Source organism: Gilliamella sp. ESL0232, from assembly GCF_013346885.1.
GTDB lineage: Bacteria > Pseudomonadota > Gammaproteobacteria > Enterobacterales > Orbaceae > Gilliamella > Gilliamella bombi.
Map to the genome: position 1 here is coordinate 418992 of NZ_JAAEDW010000001.1, position 19504 is coordinate 438495.

Genomic DNA, 19504 nt, shown 5'->3' on the forward strand with positions numbered 1-19504 from the left:
CCTTTAAGGTATCTTTTATCAACTGAAAGATGAAAATAGAGCCTAAAAGATTATTAGAGAAATAATTTTTTTAACTTTTTGTTTTATTTTTATAAAATACAATAGACGTTGCTATTACCGAACCAATTAATAATATACCACTTAATACAAAATTGCTTTGCCATCCCAGATAATCAAAAAACAATCCGCCTATCGTTGAACCTATCGCAATTGATGATTGAATTACTGCAACCATTAGTCCTCCACCAATTTCTGCATCTTTGGGTAATGTTTGTGCTATCCATGCCCACCACCCAGTTGGTGCGGCCGTAGCAAACAATCCCCATAAACTGAATAAAGTAGCTACAGTCCAGATGTGACTACTAGTTAAAAATAAACCTATGATAATGACAGTCATTATTAAAGAAATCATCATTAATGTTTGATAGAGTTTAGTTTTCAGAAAGGTTGCAATTACCATTGTTCCAATAAAACCAGCGATACCTATAGCAAGTAAAATTAAAGATAGATTAAAATTATCTACCTTAGCCACTGTTTCTAGAAAAGGGCGCACATAGGTGAATAAAGTAAACTGTCCCATGAAAAATAATCCACATGCCAGTAAGCCTATAGATAGAATTGGTTTTTTTAGCAGTTGAAGCATAGGCTTGTTAGGTTGATTTTCTTTATAGGTTTTCATAGTAGGCAGGCTAATGCATTGCCAAATAAATGCAAAAATAGCAAGGGGAATGATACAAATAAATGCTCCACGCCAGCCTATTGTTTCTCCTAAGTAGCTTCCCAGTGGTGCGGCTATAATTGTCGCAAGAGCATTACCGCCATTGAAAATAGCTAGAGCCTTAGGTACTTGATGCTGTGGCACCAAACGAATAGCCGTTGCAGCTGACATTGACCAGAATCCACCGATAGCAATACCAATTAGTGCTCTTCCCAGAATATAAACCAAGTAATAGGATGCGATAGCGATAACTAGCCCGGATAAAGCCATTAAAAACGTAAGAAATAGTAACAGTAGTTTTCGATCTAAGTTTCCTGTAAGTTTATGAATTGTCAGACTAGTTAGTACTGCTAGTATACCTGATATAGCAATACCTTGACCCGCTTGTCCATCGGTAATTTGTAAATCTCTAGCAATAGGTGTAAGTAGGCTTACAGGTAAAAATTCTGAAGCAATTAATACAAAAACGCATAGCGTCATAGAAAATATACCGCTCCAGTGTGTGTATGTTTTATTGTTTGGTATATTGAGATTTTTTTTAGACATTATAGCTTTATCCTCATACCTTTTTGACCGGCCGAGTTGCATTAAGGGCAAATGTTGTTTCTGTATATAGTAGTTATAAAGTTAATAAAAACAAAATATTAGAAATAACATTTTTGTCATTTATATAATGATAATAGCCATCAGTAAATACAGTTATTTTTGTTGGGATGGCTAATATATATACCTTATGATTTTAAGCAGGTCTTAAAGAACTGTTCAAATTTAGTAAATGGTATTTTTCCTGTGGTATTGTCATATAAATCGACATGATTTGCTTCAGAAACAATTACCAATTCTTTTTTCTTGCCACCGACCATTTTATAAGCATCCTCAGCAAAATAACGAGAATGAGCCTTTTCACCAGTAACAATTAATGTGGGAATAGTAATTTCATTTGCATAGCTTAGTAGCGGCATATTCATAAATGAAAGAGGCATTGTTGCATTCCACGCTCCAACCGAATTAATAGAACGAGGATGAAAACCACGAGGCATTCGGTAGTAATTATAAAACTCTTTCAACACTGGAGGCGGATTTTCTGGTAATGTTTCTGGCAAAATACGTTTAGAAGCACTGACTTTACCTTTTTCATCGACATAAATATCATGTCCACCTAATGTAGGAATACCTGTTTTAGCATCTTCCCAACGTTGTTCGTTCAGATATTGTAAAACAGAATGTCGATCAGCTGTTGAATAACGATCTTTCCTATCACCAACTCCATGCCCCATTGCACGACTCATATCGTACATTACACTCGTTGCAACAGCCTTTACACGAGTATCCATTGCTGCATTGTTTAATGCCATACCGCCCCAGCCACAAATGCCGAGCAGTCCAATACGATTACGATCCACCTCTTTTTGTAGACCAAGAAAATCAACTGCAGCACTAAAATCCTCGGTATTGATATCGGGAGAAGCAACATTACGTGGGTAGCCACCACTTTCTCCGGTATAAGATGGATCAAAAGCCAACGTAATAAAACCTTGTTCGGCTAGTGTTTGAGCGTATAGCCCGCTCGCTTGTTCTTTTACTGCACCAAAAGGGCCGCTGATTGCGATTGCAGCTAATTTGCATTCATTTTGATTTTTGGGAATATAAAGATCGCCGACTAATATAATTCCATAACGGTTCTGAAAGGCGACTTTACGGTGATTAACTTTTTTACTTTTAGGAAAGGTCTTGTCCCATTTTTCGAACAGTGATAAAGGTGAAATTTGATTTATCTTATCAGTACTCATAGTTATAACCCCACTTATTAGTGTGAATAGTATAGTAGTAGGTGGAACAAATTTTGCTAAAAGCTCTTGTTAATCATTTCTTTTACTGATTTAGGTTATATTTAGATAACACAGCAGAAATTGCATTAGTAATTATTATAATTAATATTAATAGTATTGATTAGTGGGGAAAAAATGCTAAGATTAATACTAAATTGTTATAAATAAGAGTAAAAAAATACTTTGCTAACTAAGCGAGAAAACTACAATGATCTTTACCTGTTTATGATTGTTGTACAGGAAGGAAGCTTTACCGCTGCAGCAAAACGGCTTGGGCTTGCACAATCAGGGATAAGTCGTTCTATCCGTGAGCTTGAAAAGCGCCTTGGTTTACAGCTTTTGGTTCGCACAACGCGCAAATTATCTCTGACGCAGGCGGGTGGACAATTTTATCAAAAAGTACTGTCTGGATTTGATGCATTAAATGACGGACTAACCTCTCTAGCTTATTATCGTAATACTCCATCAGGTACTGTTCGCATCAATGCTAGCCAGCATGTTATAGATAAAGTGCTATTACCTAAGTTAGCGGTATTTCAACAACTTTATCCTGATATCCGATTGGAACTTATTAATGAAAGCAGGTTTGTTGATATTATTTCTGAGCGATTTGATGCAGGTGTGCGCCTAGGTCCAGAAATTAACGATGGCATGGTTGCTGTACGTATTTACCCAGATATGGAAATGGCAATTGTTGGCACTCCCGACCACTTTCGTCGCTATGGATTTCCACAAATACCAGCAGATTTAGTGGCACATCCTTGCATTGCATATCAGCTTGGTGACGGAAGTTTGTACTCGTGGGAGCTTTATCAAGATGGCGAAAAAATTACCCACCGACCTGAGGGAAAATGGGTTTTTGCTGATAGTTATTTGGAAGCTAAAGCTGCTCGCTTGGGATTGGGGTTAGCCTATGTACCAGAAGAATTGGTAGCGGATGATATAGAAAAAGGCGTTTTCATTAGAGTGCTACAGCGTTTTAGTCTTAAGCTCGAAGCATCGTATATCTATTACCCTAATAGAAATATATCTCCTGCGCTACGAGCTGTTATTGACGCATTGAAAATTTAAAGAGAGATTAAATTGTCTACATTTGATTATTTGTAATTTGTAATAGTCCTTATTTAATTTGATATTTGAGTTATTTTATAACGCAAAAGGGGATGCTAGAAATGAATCAAACAACAAAAATCATTAAACCTAAATTAGGACTTTAAAAATAAAATTATTGCCACTAACTCTTGTCTTAATTATTACTTTTTAATTGGAGCGGGAAACGAGGTTCGAACTCGCGACCCCGACCTTGGCAAGGTCGTGCTCTACCAACTGAGCTATTCCCGCATAGGTAAGAAGTGGTGCCCGGGGCGAGACTTGAACTCGCACGGCCAAAAAGGCCGAGGGATTTTAAATCCCTTGTGTCTACCGATTTCACCACCCGGGCTCAAAATTAATTACTAAAAAGTAATTTGTTTTGAATGCTGTGCATTTTACCGATCTTATGGTTTCAGTCAATAAAAATTTTAAATAAATCGTTTAATTGCTCAATGTTTGACTGATTAACAATTTAAATAGAAGTTATTGGTTGGTTTTGAAGGGGATGAGTAATTTTGTTTACTAGAATTTATCAACAAAATTACTCGAATAAAAACATGCTTAGGTAGAAATATTAACTAAAAGTTATTATTCTTCTAATAAATCGCTATGTGCTATCCATAAATATTGCAACATTGATAATAGCGTTAATACTGTTGCAATAAACAATGCTGCAAGACCTGCGTAAATAACAATGTCACAAGGACGCCAAAGTAGCCAAGTTAATGCTGTCATTTGTGCTATCGTTTTGATTTTCCCAATTGACGAAACAGCTACATTGTTACGTTTACCAATTTCAGCCATCCATTCCCGTAAGGCCGATATTATAATTTCTCGTGAAACAATAATAATTGCAGGGATTGAGATCCACCATGATTGATAATATTGTGTAATTAAAACAAGCGCTATTGTTACTATGATTTTGTCGGCGACTGGATCTAAAAATGCGCCAAACTTGGTTGTCTGTCCTAGGCGGCGAGCAAGATAACCATCTAATACATCAGTCACGGCCGCAATTAAAAAAATTAATGCAGAGAAAAAACCAGACCATTCATGAGGGAACAAATAAAATGCCAGCACAAAAAAAGGAATTAAAATAACTCGAAATAGTGTTAAAAATGTTGGAAAATTAATTTTCATGTGACAAAAGCTCTTTTTTTATTTTATTAATCAATGCATTATAGATTAATAAAAAACAGTATTTTCTTAATGATTATGTTGCCTGAAATATGTTATTTTTTCAATGGGTTATTGTTGTAAATTTAGATAAATTTTTTCAGCTAATTGTTTTGATATACCTTGTACTTGCGCTATTTCATCAATACTGGCATTTTTTAACTCTCTTAATCCACCAAAATGTTTCAGTAGTGCTTGACGCCTTTTAGCGCCAATACCTTCAATATGTTCTAAGGCGCTGTCGGTTAATTGTTTTGTCCCTTTTTTACGTTGACCAACAATAGCATGATCATGTGATGCATTTCTTATTTGCTGAATGAGTAATAGTGCAGGGGAATGATCATCAAGATAATGTCCTGTACCATGAGCTTCAAAAAAGAGGGTTTCTAATCCTTCTTTACGATCAGCTCCTTTAGCAACACCAATTAGTATAGGATGATTTTTGTTCCAATTTACCTCTAATTGTTCAAATACCTTTAGAGCTTGATTAAGTTGCCCTTTACCACCGTCAATAAAAATAATATCAGGAACTTTTTCATCGGGTAGTTCTTTTTTACTGTAACGGCGCGTTAAGACTTGTTCCATTGCCGCATAATCATCGCCAGGTGTGATACCAGTAATATTATAACGACGGAATTCAGATTTAACAGGTCCTTTATCATCAAATACAACACAAGATGCAATCGTGTTTTTACCCATAAAGTGGCTGATATCAAAACATTCCATTCGGTTAATTTTATCGATTCCCAAAAAAGATTTTAATGCGTCATATCGTTGTTTTATTGTGGAATTTTCTAATAGCTTATTTTTAACTTCAGTTTGAGCGTTTACTGTTGCAATATTGAGTAATTTAAGATTATCTCCTTTAGGTTCATCAATGAGTTTAACTTGATGCTCTGCAATAAGTGACAGTGTCTCTTCCATTGGTTGTTTATCTGATAATGAAAAATTGAGTAAAATTTTTCTCGGAATATTTCTATTCTGGTTACCTTGTAGATAAAATTGTCCTAAAAAAGTTTCTATAACTTCTTCTAGTTCTGTATTTGATGGTACTTTAGGAAAGTATGATCGATGACCAAAAGTTTGCCCATTCCGAATAAACAGTACATAGATACAAGCTAATCCTAATTCATAATGGAATCCAATAACATCAAGATTATCATTATTATTGTATATTGCTTGTTTTTCATTAATGTGTTTTATTGCTTGAAGTTGATCACGCAAAACCGCTGCTTTTTCAAAGTTGAGTTCGCTACTAGCTTTTTGCATATCTTCAGTTATTTTTTGTATTATCTGATCTGATTGACCAGATAAAAATAATCTAACATAGTTAACTTGTTCTAGGTAATCTTCATCACTGACTAATCCAGACACACAAGGCCCTAAGCAACGTTTAATTTGATATTGTAGGCAGGGGCGAGTTCGGTTGCGATAGGTTGAATTTAAACACTGTCTTATTGGAAATGTTTTTTGTAATAAAGCTAATATTTGCTTTACTGCATATCCACTTGGATAAGGGCCAAAAAATTCATCTTTTTTTCGATTGACCGCACCACGATAAAGAGACAATTGCGGATGTTGTTCTTTGCTTAACTTTATAAAAGGGTAACTTTTGTCATCTTTTAACAGTACATTGTATCGGGGTTGATACTTTTTAATATAAGTCTGTTCAAGCAGTAAGGCTTCGGTTTCGGTATTGGTAATTGTAAATTCAATATGATGGATATGACTAACGAGCATATCCGTTTTTAGCGTTTTTTTACTATTATTAAAGTAACTTTTTAAGCGATTATTAAGATCTTTAGCCTTTCCCACATAAATAATCGTCTGTTTATCATTAAACATTTGATAAATTCCTGGCTTATGTGGAACTGTTTTTAAAAAAGATGCTGAATCAAATTGGCTCATATTAGTTTTCAAATTTGAGGGCTTTTTTCTCTATAATCCTCATAATGGTGCTAAGTAAACCATTTATCAAGAGATATATTAACCCAGCAGCAATAAAAATAGTGAAATCATAATAATCCGCATTCAATTCATTGCTGTAGCCCATAACATCCATAACAGGAATCATTGATGCTAATGCTGTGCCTTTTACTACAAAGACAACTTCATTTGAATAAGTCGAAAGGGCTCTTTTTAATGCATAAGGCAAAACAACTTTTAAAGTTTGTTTTTTATTCATGCCAAGTGCTTCACAAGCTTGCCACTGTCCTTTAGGTAAGGCTTTTAATGAACCATAAAAAATTTGAGTTGTATAGGCGGCACTATTGAGTGTTAATGTTAAATAGGCACAAAACCAAGGCGAAGAAATAATGTTATAAAACGTCGGTATTTTGATTAAAATATCTCTAAATTGTGATGGCCCATAATAAATTAGTAAAAGTTGTACTAGTAAAGGTGTACCTGTAAATATAATGATATATGTGCGTATAACTTTATTTAATATAAAGTTATTTAATGACAATATGCATGATAGACAAGCAGCAATCAATCCAGCAGATAAAATACCCAAAATACCTAAACTTAATGTATCGGGTAAACCTTGGGCAATGATGTTAAGGTAATGAATAAAATTATCAGACATAATACGGCCTTACTAACTTTTCGCTGATGTAGGTTGTTCAAAATAGGTTGAGCGTTTTTCAATACGCGTTATAACCTTTTGACTTAAAATTGAGATAATTAGATAAATGATCATTGCAACAAAATACCATAAAAAAGGTTGGTTGGTTCGCGCGATGATAGTTTTGGTTTGCATCATTAAATCATCAATTGCAATTGCTGAAACTAATGCGGTGTCTTTTAACAAAATTAACCACTGATTACTTAATCCAGGCAAGGCATGACGCCACATTTGTGGCATTATAATACGAAGAAACGTGCGTGATTTACTTAACCCAAGTACTTGAGCTGCTTGTTTTTGTCCGTTAGAAATTGCTTTAAATGCACCGCGTAACGTTTGAGAGGCATAAACAGCGTATAAAAGTGATAGTGCTGCAACACCGCATAAAAAAGGACTAATATTAAAATCTTGAATATCTAATTGTATCGTCAACGACAAATAATAAAGATCGATTGTGAAACCATCATTTAATAATATTAATAATAGTGGTAATCCGTTATAAATAGCTACCACAATTAATAATTCAGGTAACGCGCGAATTGTTAAGTTAAATAAGGACATTGTCCACGCAACGGGTTTAAATGGAACAGATTCTAGTATTGAGAAAATTAAAGCGAAAACAATTCCGATAATTAATGATACAAAGGCCAATGATAATGTGATACCTGTTGCTTGTATAAGCGGCAAAATATACCCATCCATTAACGATGAGATCCATATCATTTTATTTGCAAAAAAATCAAACATAAAAAAACCAAGGTTAATTTAAAAAATAAATTCGCCGCAAGATAATGCGGCGAGATTATCATTGTTATATTTATTTAAAAATATAGTTTATTTATTAAACCATTTTTTATAGATAGCATCTAACTCACCGTTAGCTTTTAATTTATCTATTGCTTGATCGAATTGGTTAAGTAATTTTTCGTTCCCCTTACGGATAGCAATTCCTAAACCTTCACCAAAATAGTCGTGGTCAGTGATTTTATCGCTTAAAGCAACAATATCTGCCTCTTTGCCTAGCCATTCGCCAGCTACGATTGAGCTTGAAACTATTGCATCAATTCTCTTCGCTTTTAAATCTAAAATAGCGTACTGATAACTATCATAGCTAACCGCTTTCATATCTGGGAATTTATCACTTAAATATTTAGGATAAGTTGTTCCTTTTTGTAGACCAACTCGTTTACCTTTTAGTTGATCGAGACTAGTCAATGTATCTTTCAATGTAACAAATTGGATTGAGCTATCATCATAATAAATTTTAGTAAAATCAACTTGTTTTTGTCGTTCTGGCGTAATATCAATTCCGGCTATAGCGGCATCAATTCGACGAGTTTTTAAGCTAGGAATTAAACCATCAAATGATTGATTGACAATTTTGCATGAAACTTTTATTTCATCACAAATCTTATTAATCACATCAATATCAAAGCCGATGATTTCATTTTTTTCATTAGTAAATTCAAAAGGCGCATAAGTTGCTTCTGTTCCGATTGTTAAGGTGTCTGCTGCTTGAGCTACAAAAGCAGTTCCTGCAAGACAAATGGCTAGTAACGTTTTTTTCATATATCCACCTAATTTTATTTTAATTAATGTGACAAATAAGCTTTAAACTCTTCAGTTTTAGGATGAGCAAAACATTCGAGTTGTCCTCGCTCAATAATTTTACCTTGCTCCATATAAATTACTTGTGAAGCAATTTTGCGTGCAAAATCAACTTCATGCGTAACTATAATTTGTGTAATACCTGTTTGAGATAGCTCATTGATAATTTCGGCAATTTGCGATGTAATTGCTGGATCTAATGCTGCTGTAGGTTCATCGAATAATAATATTTGAGGTTCCATCATTAACGCTCTAGCAATAGCGACACGTTGCTGTTGTCCACCTGAGAGGTGAAGCGGGTAGCGTTGTGCCATATCATCAATTTGCAATCTTTGTAATATCGCCATTGCTTTATCGCAAGCTTCTTTTTTAGATAACTTTAATACTTGGCAAGGTGCTTCAATCAAATTTTCTAGTACCGTCAAATGCGGCCATAAATTATAGTTTTGAAATACCATGCCTACATTTTTACGGAGATGTCTAATTGTTGATTCACTGATTTTTTCAGAAAAATCAAAATGGGTGTTAGCAATAGTCATCTGCCCTGATTTAGGTATTTCAAGTAAATTAAATACTTTTAATAAAGAGCTTTTTCCTGCTCCACTTTGACCAAGTAATACAATGGTTTCACCAAGTGGATAGCAGAGTGAAACATCATTTAAGGCCTGATGTTTACCATAAAAACAGTTAATATGGTTTAATTCAATATTCATTGTTAGTTATACATTTTTCTTGATGCTAAATTTGATTAAATATTACTTTTTTCTGCATAAAAATGCAATCTAATTTATTAGACAAGTCCTCTTTTGTCTGGTTTTTATACTTAAAGATGCACTTTCTTGAAAGTTTTTACAATCTTTTGTTATTTAGGATGGTTATTGAGCATTAGATAAAATAGGAATTACAGGGCCAAGATATCTAGGTTCTTTTTTTAGAATATAAAGATCAATAAATGCACTAACGCGCGCAAACATTTCGCGGATACGGACTAACTTCATATTTTTAGGGGAGGGTACAGCAAAACATTGTGCTTGTATGTCTTGTGCAAGGGCAATAAAAATAGCTCGTTCGCAATGAAACTCTTGAGTGATAATAGTAAAATTATTTGCATCAAATACTTTATTGGCACGAACCACCGAATCAAAAGTTCTAAAACCTGCATAATCCAAAACGATCACATTGCTAGGAATTCCAGCTTTTATCAAATCCTTCTTCATAGTAATTGGTTCGTTGTAGCTTAAAAGAGCGTTATCACCACTTAATAATAAATAATCAACTTTGTTTTGCCAATAAAGATCAATTGCTCCATCAATACGATTACGATAAAAATCATTTAAACCTCCTCCTCGAACATATTTCGATGTTCCAAGTACAACACCAATAGTTCGGTAAGGAAGTTTGTTTTCATCATGATAAATATAAGGAGCTGTTTTATAGCTGACCCAATAATCTAAAACCACAATAGCAGTTATTGAAATCAAGCAGAAACTAGCAATATAAGCAATAAGCTTTTTTAATTTCATGCTAAAACCAGTTAAAAATAAATACCATTATTGGAAATAAAAAAGGTGCTGTCAATGAGGTCATAACACCACATAAAACTAATGATAACGAACTATACGCACCTTCGTTATAATCAACTTCAATACAACGGGCAGTGCCGACAGCATGTGAAACAGCACCGATAGCTAATCCTCTTGCTGGTGCTGATTTTATTCTTACTAAATTTAATATTTGATGTCCAAATATACCGCCTAATGTTCCAACTAATATCACGCATAATGCAGCTATTGACGGTACACCATCTTGATTACTTGCAATTGTTACTGCAATGGCAGTAGTAACAGATTTAGGTAGCACAGATGCAGCAATCTCGATACTTCCACCTAACCAAAATACAATACAAACACCGGTTATCATTGAAGCAAGCGATGCGGTAAAAGTAATAATCATTATTGACTTCCAACGCGCTTTAATTTGGGGGATAAGTTCATATAAAGGATAGGCGAGAGCAACAACAGAATAAGGCAATAGGTTATTAATGATTTGTACGTTGTCAACGTATTGTGTATAACTGGTGTTTGTTATCAGTAAAATTGGAATTAATACTATGACCGTAATCACTAGGGGATTAAATAACGGATTTTTTATTTTAAATGATATTTTTCTAATAATGAAGAAAATAAAAAGCGTTAATGATAGCATCCATATCATAGCTGATTGACCTCACCTTTTGGTGATGAAATTGTATTTTTTGCTGCGACTTTATGACATTGTTCCGTCAAAAATGCAGTTAGAATCAATACAATAAGAGAACCACCTACACAGCCAAATATAATCGGAACCCAATTTTGTAATAAAAGTGAATAATTATCCATAATCCCCATTGCTGCAGGAATAAATAACAATGTCATGTAACGCATGAATAGATTACAGCTATTTTTGATCCAGCAAGTGGGAATTAACTGAAATGCAAGTAAGAAGAACAGGATCAATAAACCAATAATACTGCCAGGAATCATTATAGGTAATATTTTAGAAATAATATTACCTACCCATAAACAAAGAGTTAATATGACCAATCCACGACCATAACTAAAAAGAGTATAGTATAAAGAATATAGTCTATGTCTGATGGTGGCGTGCTTAGCTAGAAAATGTTTCATAACGTAAATGCTATTAATCTTAATTATAAATTATGACGGATGCTAGAGTGACATAAAGTTATTTGTCTATATGATACGCTCGTCAAAATTAATTACCAACTAAATAATGGCAGTAATGATAAAGTTGTTTAATTATTGCTAGTTTTTCTGGTTGCTGAATATAAGTTTCAGCATATTGTTCTAATATTAATAAGTAATCTTGAATTTTTGGGGTGTTGAGTTTATCGCGACAATAATCTTTCCAAATAATCTGTTCATGCTCTGTTAATGTTTGTGGGTAATTTCGCGCTTTATAACGAAAAAATAGTGTTGGTAAACGAGGATCATCAAACGTTAATGATAAACTATCTAATAGATGAATTGGAGTTGTTCGAATAGTCTCGCAGCGTAACTTATCTTGGTTATTTAGAAATTTTCCATAAATTTGAGCATCAACATCAGCGTTAATAGTATTAATAGGACTATTATTATCAATATTAAATAACGTCTGCATTTTATTTTGTAATAAATTTTGATTTTCTAACAATTTATGTTGGTTTATTAAACATTGCTCTATATCAATGTTAAACCGTTCAGCATTTTCAGGTAATAATGTTTTTAATGGTGCAATAACAGGACATTTATTGGTATGAACCAATTTTAAAGGTATTCGTGATTCACCTAATTGTAGATCTTTAGTTTTGGTGTAGAGCCTTTCCTTTATTTGCTCAACAGGTAGATCGATTAAGAGATCTATATCTCCAGTTAAATCGCAAATAACAGCGGCACTATTTTGTACTGGATGCCAAATTATAGGTGAAACTAAAGATAGATTACCACGATGGCTGCCTAACATACCTGATACATGAACTATTGGTGTCATATTAACTACATCAATAAGTTCAGCAACTTTATTTTTCTTACGTAATGAGAAAAAATAATTAAACAGTTTAGGTTGTTTTTCTTTTATTAATTTAGCCATTGCTATAGTTGCATAAACATCAGACATTGCATCATGTGCATGTTCATGCTTAATGTTATTTGCTTTTGTTAGATGTTCTAAACGAAAACTTGGTAGACCTTCATCATTAGTTGGCCAATTAATTCCTTCTGGTCTTAGCGCATAACAAGCACGAACTACATCAAGTAGATCCCATCTTGAATTGTTGTGTTGCCAACAATAAGTATAAGAGTCATAAAAATTACGATATAAAAGATTACGCGTTACTTCATCATCAAAACGAATATTGTTATAGCCTAAAATACAAGTATTAGGTTTGCTAAAAGCTTGATGAATTTGTCGAATAAATTCAGCTTCACAAACTCCTTTGTTATTAGCTTCTTGAGGTGTTATGCCAGTAATTAGTACCGCTTCTGGATTGGGTAGATAATCTTGAGTTTGACAACAATATATAACCAAAGGATTTTCAATAATATTAAAATTCTCATCAGTTCGAATTCCAGCAAATTGAGCAGGGCGATCTAATGCAGGATGAGTTCCAAATGTTTCATAATCATGGAAGTAAAAACTTGGCTGTTCTTGGTTATTTTTCATTGTTCTTCTTTGCTCATAATTGTTCTTTTATTTATTTAAATTCAATAATATATAATAAATTTTTGTTCATTTTTGTTTTTAGCTATTTAAGCGTTTTTTTATTTGTTCACTTGCAAATGTGTACAGATTGAGTACATAATTACATTTTTATATGTGTACAGAATGTAGAAAATAAAATGGCATTAAGTGATACAAAATTAAAATCAATATTAAATAAACCTTACACAGGGTTACCTGAGTTAACCGATGGTGATGGTTTGGGAGTAAGAATATCACAAAAAGGAACAATTGCGTTTCAATTTCGTTATAGATGGAACGGAAAAGCTCAAAGAATGACAATAGGACGTTACCCATCATTATCGCTTAAAGATGCTAGGATTTTGGTCGGTGAGCTGAGAGACTTATATAATAAAGGAATCGACCCAAAAAAGCATAATCAAGCAAACAATACAGGTATGACTTTGAATGCTTGCCTTGATTATTGGATGGAAAAATATGTATCAACGCTTAGAGATAAAACTGCCACACTATATCAAGCCGTTGTATGCAAAAATCTTTATAATCAATTTCCTGATATACCAGTTAATGAGATACCTGTGCGTGACTGGGTCACTTTTTTTGAAAAGCAAGAACAAATTAATCTTAAAAGAGCCAGAACAATACTAGTACAGGCTAAATCTGCAATAAATTGGTGTATTAGTCGTCAAGTTATAGACTCATGTGAGTTAATGAAATTAAGCCCTAAAAATATAGGCGTTAAAACTGAAATTGGTGATAGGGTATTAACATATAAAGAGTTGGCAAAAATATGGCTAGCAATTGAAAATAGCAGGGCATCAACAATAAATAAGCTTCTACATCAAATGCTAATGTTATGGGGGGCTAGAAATTCAGAATTACGACTTGCTTCTGTTGATGAATTTGATATGGGTGAATTGATTTGGACAGTTCCAAAGGAACATAGCAAAATGGGTAACGTAATAAGAAGACCTATTTTTGAACAGATTAGACCAATGGTTGAAAAATTACAAAATATGTTTAATGATAAAATGTTTCCAGGAACATCGTTAAATACCTCTATTACAATTTCAGCAGCTAATAGGTATGTAAGACGATTGCGTGAAAAATTAGATATGCCAGAATGGAGCTCCCATGATTTTAGAAGGACATTATCAACTAGATTATCAGAGGAGGGAGTTATGCCCCATATCACAGAAAGGATGTTAGGGCATGAACTTGGTGGTGTTATGGCTGTTTACAATAAACATGATTGGTTAGAAGATCAAAGAAAGGCATATGAATTATATGCTGATAAGATCCTTTGGCACATCAAGCACGTTGATTAATTCCGCCATTATTAAACCAGTCAATTACCGCTTTTTTATTGTATCGCTTTGGATAATTCAATACAGCAGCAGGAAAACCTTTATTTTTTGTCAAATTATAAATTGTTGTCCTGCTTTTGATGCCAAACTTTTGCATGATTTCTTTTTCTTCGATTAAGTCATACATTTTATTTTTCTCCAGACTTTTACTTATACTGTATTTTTCGCCAAATTTGGCGTTAATTCATTAAAGGGGTATTCCCCCATTGGGGGATATTGTTTATTTATTTAACTCTGATGGTTTCTTCTCAACAATCTTCATAAATCCAACACCGAAATACTTAATATAAAGATCATTAATAAAAAAGAGCATTTCGTTAGCCATACCAAGTCTTTCTTCATCCCAGCTATCAAGTGCAGTATGCACCTCGTCTGCAATAATGCCGAATGCGTTAGCGGCTAAAGCTGACTGATTTAAAAGTGCACCAGCTATAAATGAGCTGAATTGATTGCGTATATCTTCATTAGAAAAGTTATTAAGTAAATTAGAATCATTTGTAACTGAAAAATCAGCATTTGGGTTATGCTTTTTTGCTAACACTATAAATTGCTGTCTTACCGCATTTGCCGCAACTTCATTTAATTCACTGTTAATAATCATTTTAGTTAAGCTCATCTTTATGCCTCCTATTTAACATGTACGCATCAATCAAATTTAATATATAAACTTTTACATTTTTATTAGAACAGCCACCACTCAAAACGTAATCTCTGAAATCTTGAACACTGAATGTTGGGTGCTTTTTGCTTAATCTAGCTTCAAGGTTCAATATTTTTTTATTTAGTTTGAGTAATTCACGATCAACATGGAAGCAACGGTAAAATTCACCGTAAAACTTTTTTCCTGCCTTATCCGCATCAACTTTTGTTAGTTTGTATCTTTCCATTAGCCACTTTTACCTTGTGTTAGTTGATACTCAATAGCAGAACGGAATCCTTGTGCAAATACATCAAAGATTTGTGCTGTATCGTTTTCAATATAGTTGTTTAAAGCTTTAATATTTGGGTCACGCACCAGTGAAAAATCTAGCTTATTTTTAACAACAAATTTTTCAAAACAAGTGTGAACAGTAAACATAAGATTATTCATTGGTTGATTCCTCCATTTTTATAAAAGCATTTTCTATAACACCTTTTAATATCAGTAACGCAGAACCGAATTGATTCATGATTTCATCATCCATAGTAGTTAAATCGGCACAACGAAGCGTGTCAGCAATAGCACCGATACCGTCATTTGCGATACTAAGCACTTCTCTTAATTCTTCTTTAGAGGCTGATGTTGATAATAAATAATTAACTGGGTTATACATGGGTTATACCTCCATATGTGATTTAATGGCTTTTATTCCATTTTCGTTGTAACGAAAGTTAGTGACTTGCTTATCTGAATGTTCAGCTTTATCTAGCACAAAGATGCCATTTTCCGCTGTCTTCAAATTGTACTTATTAGCAATTAGTCCCACCTTGTGACCTGATATTCCCAGTTGTGCGCCGACTTCTTTTGCTGAATAAGTTTGACCATCTAGAATAGGATAGGGGACAACAGAACCTGCGATTGGATTAATTAACTTAGCATAGATAGCTTGTTTTGATGGCGAACTCAAATTAGATAGGTGTCCACATAATTTTTCAGCAACGTTATAAACTTCTTTTATCGCTCTTGCTTTTCTTAACTCTGGTAACCCTGAGTTATCAATTTTTGGTGTAGGTGTAAGCTCGCCTTTTTTGTAATCCAAAAATACTTGGTTAACCGTCAACTGAAATTTTGGACTGATCCAACCGGCATAAGAAATGGCCAAAAGTTCATGGGCGAAAGTACCTTGATTAATACCGCCTTTTGTGACAGTGATTATTTCTTGACCGAAGGCAGAATTCTGCCTTAGCTCTTCAATAAGTTCTTGAGTAGACTTTGTGGCTAACCATGCTTTAGGTCTTTTAGCATCTTTGCCCCCACTAGCTTTATGCAAAGCATTAAGATTATATCGACCTTCTTTATCAGTTGTGATAGAGATTCCAGCTATTACTGGACAAGATAAATTGTTTTTGATACTATTTTTCACGCTTTCATTCCTAAGTTGTTGGTTTGATTTTCCCCTTTGATGGCGGTCTTAGGGGATCCACTTTTTGCCTTTTTACTGATTTCCATAAGTATTTGTGGAAATACTTCATATATGCAATTGAGATCACCAGTTTCTAAAAATCGATTATGAATCTTGGTTAAAGGTTCGATAGCATTTATGCATCGATTATTTAACTGCTTTATCACATTAGGGATTTCTTTTGCTGAGAAAAGAGCACTAAATAATGGCTTTTTCCCTTCACGAATAAAAAGGGATATAAGTGGCTCATCTAAAAAATATCCTAAGCTGAAATTACTCATTTTTACTCCCACCCAACAGGTTTTGATAATTTTTCTAATTTACTTCTTATGTTTTCAATAACATCAGCAACCAACCACGCCGAGCTATTAATTTGATTATTAGCATAATCTCCGTCTGGTTTTGTTACTGTTAGAATTAACCCGACAACGCCTTTTAACTGTAATAATTGGCAATCAATTTCTTCATGCTCATCAGCGGTTAATTGAGTACATACATTCTTGTCGTCCATTTTTTACCTCATTTTTGTCTTGGCAAGTTATCTAAAGCTTCTAATGTCTCTTCTAACCGATCTGCTATCATCCAAGCGCAAGTGTTAACGTGGTCGTTTCTATTATCGGAATCTGGGGATGTTGTTTCATTGATTAACATTGCCACCGCTTTCATTTGAATTAACGTTTCTTCTATTTTTTCCCGTGAGTTGTGGTTTAATAAATAAATATTCATTAGTAGCCCCTATTGATGTTAAATTTTGTTATCTCACTGATAACTTACTAAAGGATCTAAAAAGATCTCTTAAAACCAATAATAACTATAGTTATAAATTTAGTCAATATTAAAGTTATAAATAGTTATATTTTTTTGTGGGCAGTTAAAACTATTTGATTAAAAAGTTTTAATTTTGGGATTAATATTGTGGTTATAATAAGACAGCTTGCATTAAGTTTATTTGATTTGGATGTAAGTAGAGCTACTACAAGTAGAGCACAGAAAAACCGCCGAAGCGGTTCTATGTGTTCTATTTGGAACTATTATCTTTTACGTCTGAATATTCTGTGTTCAACCATGGTGCCAACTATTCTTATTTGCTGAGTTAATGCACTCATTGTTGTGTAATCAGGATTTAGCGGAATTAGCTCAAACTGAATTCTTTCATGCTCATCATATCCTAACTCTCGATATTTCTTGAACGTAGCTTCTGATTCGCCGTTCATTGCAACAACAAATTCACCAGGAATAGGTTTAACGGCTGGATCTATGATAACAACATCACCTTCTTTAAATTCTGGCTCCATTGAGTCGCCTTTTATTTGTAATGCAAATGCTTTATCTGATAGTTCCAATGAAGTCATAATGTATTCAAATCCTGTTGAATCTCTTAATTCGCATGATTCAGTCCAAACTCCTGCTTGAACATAACTAATTAAAGGCACTTGGCGAGCTTTTAGCGCTATGGGTTCTACATTCTTTACTTCTTTCTCTTTTCCGCTTAATAGCCACGCCATATCGCATTTAAGAGCAACAGATATTTCATATAAATAGCGAGGTTTTTTTACTTCTCCACTTTCAATTGCTTGATAAGATTGTTGTTTTATTCCAACTTGTGAAGCTACTTGTTCCTGCGTTAAGTTCAATTCTTCTCGTCGTGCTCTGATTCGTTGACCAAGATTATTCATTTTAAAAATCTCTTTTAGTTTTAGTCTAGTATCGATGATTGCCACCAAACACGCCCTAAAATAGTTATCTCATCTTGAAGCACTATTTCATCATCATAGCCTGAGTTGTAACTTTTAATTTTAATTTGATTGCCTGGCAATTTTTCTAAAATTTTTATTCTTAATAAACCATCATGATTGATTGCATAAATTTTCCCATCTCGGATATGTCTATCAGCCCGATCAATTGCAACTGTTGCTCCATCTCTAAAAACAGGTTCCATACTGTCTCCGTAAACGGTTAAGCAAACAGTGCAATTTTTATCAATTCCATATCTTCTCATTGTTGATTTAGATAATCTAAGCTTGCAACCGTTGTAATCTTCTATGTCGTCAGCAAATCCATTGCCAGCTGATAATCGTATATCCTTATAAAACGGCACTTCTACCTCATCATCATCAAGCGGTGTATTACTATCCCAATCGTCTATTGTTCCTAAAATTTTTGCATTAGAATTTATGTTACCTTTTTTCATTTCTCCTGAACCAGTTGTTAACCAAAACAGATCAACGTCTAACGCATTAGCTATTTCAACTAATTTTCTGGATGAGTTAGATCGTCCTGATAGTATTTTCTGAATTGCAGGCTGACTAATTCCTACTTTTTCTGCTAGTTGGTGCTGCGATAGTCCTGACATCTTGAACGCTAATTTTACACGCTCGTTAAAGTTACTTTGCTCCATTTCAGACCTTATTTAATGAATATGATTTATTGAATACATCATATAACTATAGTTATTTTAAGACAACACAAAAGTTATTGATTTGAGTTATTATTTAAGTTATATTTAGTTATTATTAAATATTAATTTTATAACTTTGAGAATATTGATGAATAAAAATAGAAGCATTCAGTTAGCAATTGAAATTCTTGGAGGGCAAAAAAAATTAGGAGAAATAACAGGAACAACTCAGCCAAATGTTTGGAAATGGTTACATAACAAGCAAAAAGTTAAAGCTGACTATGTACCGTTAATTGTTAAAGCAACAAATGGCGTAGTTAAAGCGTGTGAGTTGCGCCCTGATTTGCCAGAGTTATTTCCGCCGGAATGA

At 33.7% G+C, this 19504-nt stretch carries 25 protein-coding genes, 2 tRNA genes and 1 pseudogene; 3 read left to right on the forward strand and 25 right to left on the reverse strand.

Annotation, left to right across the window (positions count from 1 at the left end):
* Nucleotides 1-70: 70 nt before the first annotated feature.
* Entirely contained in the window at nucleotides 71-1264 is a 1194-nt protein-coding gene (locus GYW75_RS01970; protein ID WP_174798225.1) for an MFS transporter, read from the reverse strand.
* A 185-nt stretch (nucleotides 1265-1449) separates the two neighbouring features.
* The gene (locus GYW75_RS01975) at nucleotides 1450-2541 is read right to left on the reverse strand and encodes an alpha/beta hydrolase (protein ID WP_174798335.1); all 1092 of its coding nucleotides are present in this window, start codon (nucleotides 2539-2541) and stop codon (nucleotides 1450-1452) included.
* Nucleotides 2542-2730: 189 nt separating this feature from the next.
* Between GYW75_RS01975 and GYW75_RS01980 the strand changes: the two genes are divergently transcribed.
* A complete protein-coding gene (locus tag GYW75_RS01980; RefSeq protein WP_081296763.1) occupies nucleotides 2731-3618 on the forward strand; it encodes a LysR family transcriptional regulator in 888 nt (295 codons plus the stop codon).
* Nucleotides 3619-3812: 194 nt separating this feature from the next.
* On the opposite strand, the gene GYW75_RS01985 is transcribed toward GYW75_RS01980, so the two are convergent.
* The 12 genes and pseudogenes from GYW75_RS01985 to sbcB all read right to left on the reverse strand — a co-directional run bounded on the left by GYW75_RS01985 (nucleotide 3813) and on the right by sbcB (nucleotide 13249).
* A tRNA-Gly gene (locus GYW75_RS01985) sits at nucleotides 3813-3888 on the reverse strand.
* 12 nt (nucleotides 3889-3900) lie between these two features.
* Nucleotides 3901-3988: transfer RNA gene (locus tag GYW75_RS01990), tRNA-Leu, on the reverse strand.
* A gap of 239 nt (nucleotides 3989-4227) precedes the next feature.
* A complete protein-coding gene (gene pgsA, locus GYW75_RS01995) occupies nucleotides 4228-4779 on the reverse strand; it encodes a CDP-diacylglycerol--glycerol-3-phosphate 3-phosphatidyltransferase (protein WP_034913104.1) in 552 nt (183 codons plus the stop codon).
* A 108-nt stretch (nucleotides 4780-4887) separates the two neighbouring features.
* Nucleotides 4888-6723: an excinuclease ABC subunit UvrC gene (gene uvrC, locus GYW75_RS02000; protein WP_065575175.1), complete on the reverse strand. Its 1836-nt coding sequence runs from the start codon at nucleotides 6721-6723 to the stop codon at nucleotides 4888-4890.
* A 1-nt stretch (nucleotide 6724) separates the two neighbouring features.
* Nucleotides 6725-7402, reverse strand: coding sequence for an arginine ABC transporter permease ArtM (gene artM / locus GYW75_RS02005; protein ID WP_174798226.1), 678 nt, complete (start codon nucleotides 7400-7402; stop codon nucleotides 6725-6727).
* Nucleotides 7403-7414: 12 nt separating this feature from the next.
* Nucleotides 7415-8143 (reverse strand): arginine ABC transporter permease ArtQ, encoded by a 729-nt coding sequence (gene artQ, locus GYW75_RS02010; RefSeq protein WP_034913174.1) that lies wholly within the window; start codon nucleotides 8141-8143, stop codon nucleotides 7415-7417.
* A 132-nt stretch (nucleotides 8144-8275) separates the two neighbouring features.
* Nucleotides 8276-9010, reverse strand: coding sequence for a transporter substrate-binding domain-containing protein (locus tag GYW75_RS02015; RefSeq protein ID WP_065560282.1), 735 nt, complete (start codon nucleotides 9008-9010; stop codon nucleotides 8276-8278).
* Between the two features lie 23 nt (nucleotides 9011-9033).
* A complete protein-coding gene (gene artP / locus GYW75_RS02020; RefSeq protein ID WP_065560281.1) occupies nucleotides 9034-9762 on the reverse strand; it encodes an arginine ABC transporter ATP-binding protein ArtP in 729 nt (242 codons plus the stop codon).
* Nucleotides 9763-9942: 180 nt separating this feature from the next.
* Nucleotides 9943-10572: pseudogene (locus GYW75_RS02025) on the reverse strand (ElyC/SanA/YdcF family protein); the annotation flags it as partial.
* Between the two features lies 1 nt (nucleotide 10573).
* Nucleotides 10574-11263, reverse strand: coding sequence for a CidB/LrgB family autolysis modulator (locus tag GYW75_RS02030; RefSeq protein ID WP_174798228.1), 690 nt, complete (start codon nucleotides 11261-11263; stop codon nucleotides 10574-10576).
* Nucleotides 11260-11715, reverse strand: a complete 456-nt coding sequence (locus GYW75_RS02035) for a CidA/LrgA family protein (RefSeq protein ID WP_174798229.1) — start codon at nucleotides 11713-11715, stop codon at nucleotides 11260-11262. Before GYW75_RS02035 ends, GYW75_RS02030 begins: the two co-directional genes overlap by 4 nt.
* A gap of 88 nt (nucleotides 11716-11803) precedes the next feature.
* The gene (gene sbcB / locus GYW75_RS02040) at nucleotides 11804-13249 is read right to left on the reverse strand and encodes an exodeoxyribonuclease I (protein WP_174798230.1); all 1446 of its coding nucleotides are present in this window, start codon (nucleotides 13247-13249) and stop codon (nucleotides 11804-11806) included.
* 176 nt (nucleotides 13250-13425) lie between these two features.
* Here sbcB and GYW75_RS02045 point away from each other — a divergent pair, with 176 nt between their 5' ends.
* Complete coding sequence (locus GYW75_RS02045) at nucleotides 13426-14595, forward strand: tyrosine-type recombinase/integrase (protein ID WP_065575174.1); 1170 nt, start codon at nucleotides 13426-13428, stop codon at nucleotides 14593-14595.
* Here GYW75_RS02045 and GYW75_RS02050 read toward each other — a convergent pair.
* From GYW75_RS02050 to GYW75_RS02100, 11 genes are all read right to left on the reverse strand, one after another.
* Complete coding sequence (locus GYW75_RS02050; RefSeq protein WP_160425596.1) at nucleotides 14579-14761, reverse strand: helix-turn-helix transcriptional regulator; 183 nt, start codon at nucleotides 14759-14761, stop codon at nucleotides 14579-14581. The genes GYW75_RS02045 and GYW75_RS02050 overlap by 17 nt on opposite strands.
* A gap of 93 nt (nucleotides 14762-14854) precedes the next feature.
* Nucleotides 14855-15250, reverse strand: coding sequence for a hypothetical protein (locus tag GYW75_RS02055; RefSeq protein ID WP_174798231.1), 396 nt, complete (start codon nucleotides 15248-15250; stop codon nucleotides 14855-14857).
* A complete protein-coding gene (locus GYW75_RS02060) occupies nucleotides 15237-15521 on the reverse strand; it encodes a hypothetical protein (protein ID WP_065575172.1) in 285 nt (94 codons plus the stop codon). The genes GYW75_RS02055 and GYW75_RS02060 overlap by 14 nt, the downstream gene beginning before the upstream one ends.
* Nucleotides 15521-15724: a hypothetical protein gene (locus GYW75_RS02065; protein WP_174798232.1), complete on the reverse strand. Its 204-nt coding sequence runs from the start codon at nucleotides 15722-15724 to the stop codon at nucleotides 15521-15523. Before GYW75_RS02065 ends, GYW75_RS02060 begins: the two co-directional genes overlap by 1 nt.
* Nucleotides 15717-15947 carry a hypothetical protein gene (locus tag GYW75_RS02070; protein ID WP_174798233.1) on the reverse strand — a complete coding sequence of 77 codons (231 nt, stop codon included), beginning with the start codon at nucleotides 15945-15947 and terminating at the stop codon, nucleotides 15717-15719. Before GYW75_RS02070 ends, GYW75_RS02065 begins: the two co-directional genes overlap by 8 nt.
* A gap of 3 nt (nucleotides 15948-15950) precedes the next feature.
* Complete coding sequence (locus GYW75_RS02075) at nucleotides 15951-16697, reverse strand: KilA-N domain-containing protein (RefSeq protein WP_091123789.1); 747 nt, start codon at nucleotides 16695-16697, stop codon at nucleotides 15951-15953.
* Nucleotides 16694-17017, reverse strand: a complete 324-nt coding sequence (locus GYW75_RS02080) for a hypothetical protein (protein WP_174798234.1) — start codon at nucleotides 17015-17017, stop codon at nucleotides 16694-16696. Before GYW75_RS02080 ends, GYW75_RS02075 begins: the two co-directional genes overlap by 4 nt.
* 2 nt (nucleotides 17018-17019) lie before the next feature.
* Nucleotides 17020-17247: a hypothetical protein gene (locus GYW75_RS02085; protein ID WP_065590907.1), complete on the reverse strand. Its 228-nt coding sequence runs from the start codon at nucleotides 17245-17247 to the stop codon at nucleotides 17020-17022.
* An 8-nt stretch (nucleotides 17248-17255) separates the two neighbouring features.
* Nucleotides 17256-17462 carry a hypothetical protein gene (locus GYW75_RS02090; protein WP_091123782.1) on the reverse strand — a complete coding sequence of 69 codons (207 nt, stop codon included), beginning with the start codon at nucleotides 17460-17462 and terminating at the stop codon, nucleotides 17256-17258.
* 305 nt (nucleotides 17463-17767) lie between these two features.
* Nucleotides 17768-18412, reverse strand: a complete 645-nt coding sequence (locus GYW75_RS02095) for a LexA family protein (RefSeq protein WP_174798336.1) — start codon at nucleotides 18410-18412, stop codon at nucleotides 17768-17770.
* Nucleotides 18413-18432: 20 nt separating this feature from the next.
* A complete protein-coding gene (locus GYW75_RS02100; RefSeq protein ID WP_202113764.1) occupies nucleotides 18433-19134 on the reverse strand; it encodes an XRE family transcriptional regulator in 702 nt (233 codons plus the stop codon).
* A 148-nt stretch (nucleotides 19135-19282) separates the two neighbouring features.
* Between GYW75_RS02100 and GYW75_RS02105 the strand changes: the two genes are divergently transcribed.
* Nucleotides 19283-19504 carry a helix-turn-helix domain-containing protein gene (locus tag GYW75_RS02105; protein ID WP_091123774.1) on the forward strand — a complete coding sequence of 74 codons (222 nt, stop codon included), beginning with the start codon at nucleotides 19283-19285 and terminating at the stop codon, nucleotides 19502-19504.

Excerpts from the sequence above, each read along its gene's own strand:
- GYW75_RS01970 (WP_174798225.1), bottom strand. The coding sequence starts at position 1,264 with ATGTCTAAAAAAAATCTCAATATACCAAACAATAAAACATACACACAC.
- GYW75_RS02030 (WP_174798228.1), bottom strand. The coding sequence starts at position 11,263 with ATGATATGGATGCTATCATTAACGCTTTTTATTTTCTTCATTATTAGA.
- pgsA (WP_034913104.1), bottom strand. The coding sequence starts at position 4,779 with ATGAAAATTAATTTTCCAACATTTTTAACACTATTTCGAGTTATTTTA.
- GYW75_RS02045 (WP_065575174.1), top strand. The coding sequence starts at position 13,426 with ATGGCATTAAGTGATACAAAATTAAAATCAATATTAAATAAACCTTAC.
- GYW75_RS02035 (WP_174798229.1), bottom strand. The coding sequence starts at position 11,715 with ATGAAACATTTTCTAGCTAAGCACGCCACCATCAGACATAGACTATAT.
- GYW75_RS02100 (WP_202113764.1), bottom strand. The coding sequence starts at position 19,134 with ATGGAGCAAAGTAACTTTAACGAGCGTGTAAAATTAGCGTTCAAGATG.
- GYW75_RS02095 (WP_174798336.1), bottom strand. The coding sequence starts at position 18,412 with ATGAATAATCTTGGTCAACGAATCAGAGCACGACGAGAAGAATTGAAC.
- GYW75_RS02070 (WP_174798233.1), bottom strand. The coding sequence starts at position 15,947 with ATGTATAACCCAGTTAATTATTTATTATCAACATCAGCCTCTAAAGAA.
- artQ (WP_034913174.1), bottom strand. The coding sequence starts at position 8,143 with ATGGATGGGTATATTTTGCCGCTTATACAAGCAACAGGTATCACATTA.
- GYW75_RS02050 (WP_160425596.1), bottom strand. The coding sequence starts at position 14,761 with ATGTATGACTTAATCGAAGAAAAAGAAATCATGCAAAAGTTTGGCATC.
- GYW75_RS02085 (WP_065590907.1), bottom strand. The coding sequence starts at position 17,247 with ATGGACGACAAGAATGTATGTACTCAATTAACCGCTGATGAGCATGAA.
- GYW75_RS02105 (WP_091123774.1), top strand. The coding sequence starts at position 19,283 with ATGAATAAAAATAGAAGCATTCAGTTAGCAATTGAAATTCTTGGAGGG.
- GYW75_RS02065 (WP_174798232.1), bottom strand. The coding sequence starts at position 15,724 with ATGAATAATCTTATGTTTACTGTTCACACTTGTTTTGAAAAATTTGTT.
- uvrC (WP_065575175.1), bottom strand. The coding sequence starts at position 6,723 with ATGAGCCAATTTGATTCAGCATCTTTTTTAAAAACAGTTCCACATAAG.
- GYW75_RS02060 (WP_065575172.1), bottom strand. The coding sequence starts at position 15,521 with ATGGAAAGATACAAACTAACAAAAGTTGATGCGGATAAGGCAGGAAAA.
- artP (WP_065560281.1), bottom strand. The coding sequence starts at position 9,762 with ATGAATATTGAATTAAACCATATTAACTGTTTTTATGGTAAACATCAG.
- artM (WP_174798226.1), bottom strand. The coding sequence starts at position 7,402 with ATGTCTGATAATTTTATTCATTACCTTAACATCATTGCCCAAGGTTTA.
- GYW75_RS02055 (WP_174798231.1), bottom strand. The coding sequence starts at position 15,250 with ATGAGCTTAACTAAAATGATTATTAACAGTGAATTAAATGAAGTTGCG.
- GYW75_RS02015 (WP_065560282.1), bottom strand. The coding sequence starts at position 9,010 with ATGAAAAAAACGTTACTAGCCATTTGTCTTGCAGGAACTGCTTTTGTA.
- GYW75_RS02080 (WP_174798234.1), bottom strand. The coding sequence starts at position 17,017 with ATGAGTAATTTCAGCTTAGGATATTTTTTAGATGAGCCACTTATATCC.
- GYW75_RS02090 (WP_091123782.1), bottom strand. The coding sequence starts at position 17,462 with ATGAATATTTATTTATTAAACCACAACTCACGGGAAAAAATAGAAGAA.
- sbcB (WP_174798230.1), bottom strand. The coding sequence starts at position 13,249 with ATGAAAAATAACCAAGAACAGCCAAGTTTTTACTTCCATGATTATGAA.